General features: G+C 43.8%; 4 protein-coding genes. 3 read left to right on the forward strand and 1 reads right to left on the reverse strand.

The window, feature by feature from the left end:
• Positions 1-196: 196 nt before the first annotated feature.
• Together ACEW8S_RS07575 and ACEW8S_RS07580 are read left to right on the forward strand one after the other, a co-directional pair.
• The gene (locus ACEW8S_RS07575) at positions 197-835 is read left to right on the forward strand and encodes a hypothetical protein (RefSeq protein ID WP_373517559.1); all 639 of its coding nucleotides are present in this window, start codon (positions 197-199) and stop codon (positions 833-835) included.
• A gap of 12 nt (positions 836-847) precedes the next feature.
• A complete protein-coding gene (locus ACEW8S_RS07580; protein WP_373517562.1) occupies positions 848-976 on the forward strand; it encodes a transposase in 129 nt (42 codons plus the stop codon).
• Between the two features lie 571 nt (positions 977-1,547).
• On the opposite strand, the gene ACEW8S_RS07585 is transcribed toward ACEW8S_RS07580, so the two are convergent.
• Positions 1,548-1,748: a hypothetical protein gene (locus tag ACEW8S_RS07585; protein ID WP_373517560.1), complete on the reverse strand. Its 201-nt coding sequence runs from the start codon at positions 1,746-1,748 to the stop codon at positions 1,548-1,550.
• A gap of 297 nt (positions 1,749-2,045) precedes the next feature.
• Here ACEW8S_RS07585 and ACEW8S_RS07590 point away from each other — a divergent pair.
• Positions 2,046-2,513, forward strand: a 468-nt coding sequence (locus ACEW8S_RS07590; RefSeq protein ID WP_373517561.1) for a DJ-1/PfpI family protein, incomplete at its 3' end; no start/stop codon positions are given.

Consider the following 2,513-nt stretch of genomic DNA (forward strand, 5'->3'; position numbering starts at 1 on the left):
CAAAACTTCGTTCCATTGGCGTGCAATGGATTTTTGGCCGCTGGCGCCTTCCATGGATAAAAAAAGCAACATAAAAAAAATGGAAAATCTCTTCATGCCTCCAAGCTATTCAAATTGATGATTAGCCCTTATGTTTGTAGGTCGAAAGGCCAAGAACAGACCTTAACTTCCCGTGACAACTTAAAAAGTCAAAGATATGGGAAGTACGGTCAAGCGATTGGATTATTCAGGGGAAAATTTTTATGTGGGCCTGGACACGCATTTGAAGAATTGGAAGTCTACCGTACTGGTCGGCAACACTTTTTTTCAAGACATTCTCAAACGACCCGAATGCGGGGACCCTGTTGAAATACTTAAGGAAGAATTTTCCCGGGGGGAACTATTTTACCGCCTACCAGGCGAGCTTCAGCGGTTTCGGTGCCCACAGGGAGCTAACAAAATTGGGAATAACGAATATCGTGGTGAACCCGGCGGACATACCGACAACGGACAAGGAGCGCAAGCAAAAGGAGGATGCCAGGGACAGCCGCAAGATAGCGGAACAACTTGCGGCGTCAAAACTGGAGGGCAAAACGTTCCCGGCATCGAACGTGAAGGGGACAGGTCGATGGTAAGGTTCCGCAAGACTCTTACCAAGGAAATAGCGAGGAACAAGCGCAGGGCCAAATCCTTTCTGTACTATCACGGTATCGGGATCCCCGAACGGTTCGCCAACAAGGCCAGGTGGTCGAAACGCTTTACTCTTTGGCTGAAAGAGCTGGACCTGCTGATGGGCATCACCGGAATAGGACTGATAACGGAAGTGGTCCTTTTGACGGAACTGGGCGATATCTAAAGGTTCAAGGACCTGGACGGCCTATGTTCCTGTATTGGTCCGGTGCCCATGACCAACTCGTCCGGGGAGTTTGACTCTGTGGGCCATATTACGAAAAGACAGAACAAAGTGCTCAGGAGCATGATAGTGGAAAGTTCCTGAGTCGCCATAAGGAACGACCCCGCCCTGATGCTGGCCTACCAAAAGCTCGTCAGAAGAATGAGACCGACCAAGGCCATTATCAGGATATCGAAAAAAATGGTCAACAGGATATGCTATGTACTGAAAACCCGAACGCCCTATGTAAAAGCAGTCGTCGGATAACAGGAAACCTATAAAAATTGACATATTGATCAAAAGACTGCTATTTGTAACTTGTGACACTGGTTCGACCGGCAGTTCATTTTGAATAGTCTGCGGCTTTTACCTATAAAAATTTAATACGCGAAATGCGACCCCATTGCGATGGTCGTTCATAGAAGGTTGATTTTATAGTTTACTCCGGAAAATTTCTTTCCAATCCAACAAGCCAACAGCATCATTATGGCATTTTTTTAATAGTCTAAAATCAATGCGCTTAAAACCAATGATTTAAAAATAATAGGGAAGTAAAAAAGGAACTAAAACTTGGATAACAACATAGAAGTTTTAAACTTCTCGGGTTCTACCACGAATGTTGTGGAATGGCTAAATTAGCCATTAAAAAATGTTTTCGGAACAGTTCTTTGATTTGTCACTCAATTGCGGTGACGGCTGGAAGATCAACTTCCTTTTCGGGGAGGTCGACGGGTATGTATCCTTTATCGGCGGCAAGGCCGAATGCCCGGGGAGCCTTGAGATTTGTCCAGTCTACGACCATACGGGTACGCGCAGGTGGCGCCATCTGGATACCATCCAGTTCATAAAACGAACGTTTTTTGTCACTAAGTGCCAAGATACAGAGTGTACTTAATCCCAGGTCTATATGGACTTTTCAAAATCCGGATAGCATTTATTTTCGAGGATTGATATCGGAACTTTCTCATGCCTGAATGTCACATCATTTAATGGGAAACTTCATATTCGTCTTATTTCTAAAACGGGATATTGGATATAACGGTGTACCTTTATGTCCCTATAAAAGTTGCCCCCAAAACCGTAACAAATGAGAAAATTTGAAGTAATAATAATTCTGGGAACTATTTTAATTAGTTGCAATACCAACAACTCAAGAAACAATTCCGAAACACCAATGGAAAAAGCAAGAGAAATAACAAAAGAAAGCCTTACATCTTCGGATACTTTGACCAAACATTTAAAACCGTTCAATAAGGATTCGCCAACAATCGGACTTTTGATGTATAACGGCGTGCTTCAATCGGAGGTGGTCGCTACCTCAGATGTGTTTTCAAAACCGGATGGGCCGGAAGGAAAGCAACTTTTTAATGTTGTCACGATAGCCGAAACCGAGAGTCCTATTACCACGGAAGAAGGCCTAAGATTGATTCCCGACTATACGTTTGAAAATTGTCCAAAACTTACAGCACTGTTCGTTCCAAGTGCCTACGATATGTACGCACAGGTACACAATCCAAAAATTGTTGATTTTATTAGGGAAAAGGACAAGGAAACCAAATATACCGTGAGCAACTGTGCAGGCGCACAACTTATCGGGGCTTCCGGGATCGAGGATGGCAAAAAAATTGTTACTTGGATCGGA

The organism is Pricia sp. (assembly GCF_041745955.1).
Lineage (GTDB): Bacteria > Bacteroidota > Bacteroidia > Flavobacteriales > Flavobacteriaceae > Pricia.

What these genes read in the sequence shown, in the direction of transcription:
- ACEW8S_RS07575 (WP_373517559.1), top strand. Translation starts at nt 197, where the DNA reads ATGGGAAGTACGGTCAAGCGATTGGATTATTCAGGGGAAAATTTTTAT.